Origin of the sequence: Sphingobium sp. WCS2017Hpa-17 (assembly GCF_031843765.1) — a bacterium.
GTDB lineage: Bacteria > Pseudomonadota > Alphaproteobacteria > Sphingomonadales > Sphingomonadaceae > Sphingobium.
In genome coordinates, this window is record NZ_JAVTIV010000054.1 from 1 (window position 1) to 2,847 (window position 2,847).

Here is a 2,847-nt window from a genome sequence, read left to right on the forward strand (position 1 = left end):
AACCCCATCCGTTCGCCCTGAGCCTGTCGAAGGGCGTTGCGCGCGCCCTTCGACAGGCTCAGGGCGAACGGAACCGGGGCGGCTTCGCCATGCACGGCTTCCCATAACGCCCTAAATCATGCGCGCAAGCCTTGCGAGCGGTCGCGCCATGCCCACATTGCAGTCGATCCGCCGATGCGATAGCCACGGACGGACCAACCAAAAGGAAGCAGCAACTTGGCATTTGTGAAGGGCGCCTGGCGCATATTGGTCGCGATCAAGGACGGCCTCGTCCTCCTCTTCCTGCTGCTTTTCTTCGGCGCGCTCTATGCCGCCCTCTCCTTCTCGCCCAAGCCGGCGAAGAGCGTGTCGTCGGGCGCGCTGCTGCTCGACCTCGACGGCAGCATCGTCGAACAGCCCGCCGAAACCAGCGCCATGGCCCTGCTCAGCGGTTCCGGGCCGGAGGCGAAGGAATATCGCCTGTCCGACATCGTCGCCGCACTCGACGCGGCAAAGAGCGACAGCAAGGTCAAGGCCGTGGTCCTCAACCTCGACGGCTTCGTCGGCGGCGGACAGGTGGCGATGAGCCGCGTCGGCAAGGCGCTGGATGCGGTACGCGCCGCGAAAAAGCCGGTCCTCGCCTATGCCACGCTCTACAGCGATGACGGCTATCAACTCGCCGCCCATGCCAGCGAAGTGTGGAGCGATCCGTTCGGCGGCGTCGCCATCCTCGGCCGGGGCGGCTCCCAACTCTATTATAAGGGACTGATCGACAAGCTGGGCGTCAACACCCATGTCTATCGCGTCGGCACCTATAAGAGCTTCGTGGAGCCCTTCACCCGTACCGAACAATCGCCCGAAGCCAGGCAGGCCAATCAGGCGCTGGCCGGTGCCCTGTGGCAAAGCTGGCAGGATGACGTGACGAAGGCCCGGCCCAGGGCGAAGATCGCCGCCTATGCCGCCGATCCCGCCGCCGCCGCCCGCGCCACCAATGGCGACATCGCCAAGGCCGCGCTGGCCGCCGGCCTGATCGACAAGCTGGGCGACGAATCCGCCTTTGGCGAGCGCGTGGCACAGGTCGCGGGCGAAGCCTCCAGCGACAAGGCCGGCAGCTTCGCCACCATCGACCTCGCTGCCTATGTGAAGGCGCGCAAGCCCGCCAATGACGGCCAGATCGGCGTGCTGACCGTGGCCGGCGATATCGTGGACGGCGAAGCCGGTCCCGGCACGGCGGCCGGCGACACGATTTCCGACCTGCTGCTGACCGCGCTGGACGAAAAGAATCTCAAGGCCCTCGTCGTCCGCGTCGATTCGCCGGGTGGCTCGGTCATGGCCTCGGAAAAAATTCGCGGCGCCATCCTGCAAGCCAAGTCCGCCGGCCTGCCCGTGGTCGTCTCCATGGCCAATGTCGCGGCCAGCGGCGGCTATTGGGTCTCGACGCCGGGCGACGTCATCTTCGCCGAGCCGGACACGATCACCGGCTCCATCGGCGTCTTCGGCATCATCCCCAGCTTCGAAGGGACGCTGGCGAAGATGGGCATCACCACCGACGGCGTGCGCACCACGCCGCTCTCCGGCCAGCCCGACGTCACCGGCGGCACCACGCCGGAATTCGACCAGATCATGCAATTGGGGGTCGAGGATATCTATCGCCGCTTCGTCGGCCTCGTCGCCCAATCCCGCAAGAAATCGCCTGAAGCCATCGACGCCATCGCGCAGGGCCGCGTCTGGGACGGCGGCACCGCCCGCCAGATCGGTCTGGTCGATCGCTTCGGCGGTCTGGAAGACGCCATCGCCGAAGCCGCCCGCCGTGCGAAGCTCGATCCGGCCAAGACCAAAGCCTATTATATCGAAAAGGAACCGGACAAGTTCGCCGAGTTCGTCCAGTCCCTCGCCGACCGCGAACAGGACAGCGCCACTGCCCCGCGTGACATGCTCGCCCGTCAGGCATGGATGCAGCGCGGCTGGGCGATGCAGGCCGTGTCCGACGTCAGGGCGCTGGTCATGGGCGCAGGCGTCCGCGCCGATTGTCTGGAATGTCGCGGCTATGGCGCGCCGAAACAGCGCAACGCGGCGAAAGAACGCGGCGTGATAGCAATGCTGGCTGGATTGTGGCGCTAAGCTGAAAACGGATACGCCCCTCCCGTTTATGGGAGGGGCAAGTCACCCCACAACGGGTCAGCCAGCGCGCAACGATGCGGCAATCTGCTCTTCAGCCGTGGTCGCTTCGGCGATCAGCAGGCGCAAAGCCTTCGCCGTATCTTCCAGAAGCCCATCGCTGATAGGGCGCTCCCCATTGATAAACCGGCGGATGGCCCGCTCGTCTATCCCAAGGCGCCGCGAGAAAGCGGTGGTCCCACCGAAAAGCTGCACGCAAAAAGCAAAATGTTCGCTTCGCTCGTCGGTCGAAATTGGCGCCGCCATGATTGTTCCTTTCATTCGTTATGTGCGCCCTAGGCGATTATACGAATTAGACAAGACGCGACCATTTCTTGCCATCCGCCCGACTTGCTAGCAGGTCTGAAAGCTGACAGTCATCCGCGCAGCAACAATCTACCGTTGGATAACGCATGCCTTTCGTCGCCGCCATTATCGCAACGCTGCTTTTAACAAGCGCGTCCGAAGCTCGGCCAACCCAACAGGTCAAAACCCCCGCCGCCTGCTCAAAATCGGTCGTTGAACGGAGAAAAATCAAAGCATTAATCAAGGTATCTTCGGATATGCACGGAAGCGCAGGCAGGCTAGAGGCTGTTATGGACTTGCGAGTCTGAATGGATTCAAAGGCTTGTATGGAATGTTTCCGCAAGCCTTATCCGTCTGATGTCTCCGATGAAGAATGGTCGCTGATCGTGCCGTATCTGACGCTCC

At 63.4% G+C, this 2,847-nt stretch carries 2 protein-coding genes; one reads left to right on the top strand and one right to left on the bottom strand.

Translation table 11 applies throughout. From position 1 onward, the window contains the following. The first annotated feature begins 216 nt into the window (after positions 1 to 216). Positions 217 to 2,100, top strand: coding sequence for a signal peptide peptidase SppA (sppA, locus tag RQH62_RS24820; RefSeq protein ID WP_311271326.1), 1,884 nt, complete (start codon positions 217 to 219; stop codon positions 2,098 to 2,100). 57 nt (positions 2,101 to 2,157) lie between these two features. Here the strand turns inward: sppA and RQH62_RS24825 are convergent, their stop codons facing one another. Next, positions 2,158 to 2,403, bottom strand: a complete 246-nt coding sequence (locus tag RQH62_RS24825) for a helix-turn-helix transcriptional regulator (protein WP_311271327.1) — start codon at positions 2,401 to 2,403, stop codon at positions 2,158 to 2,160. Positions 2,404 to 2,847 lie beyond the last annotated feature (444 nt).

Coding starts and splice junctions, on each gene's coding strand:
- RQH62_RS24825 (WP_311271327.1), bottom strand. CDS start 2,403: ATGGCGGCGCCAATTTCGACCGACGAGCGAAGCGAACATTTTGCTTTT.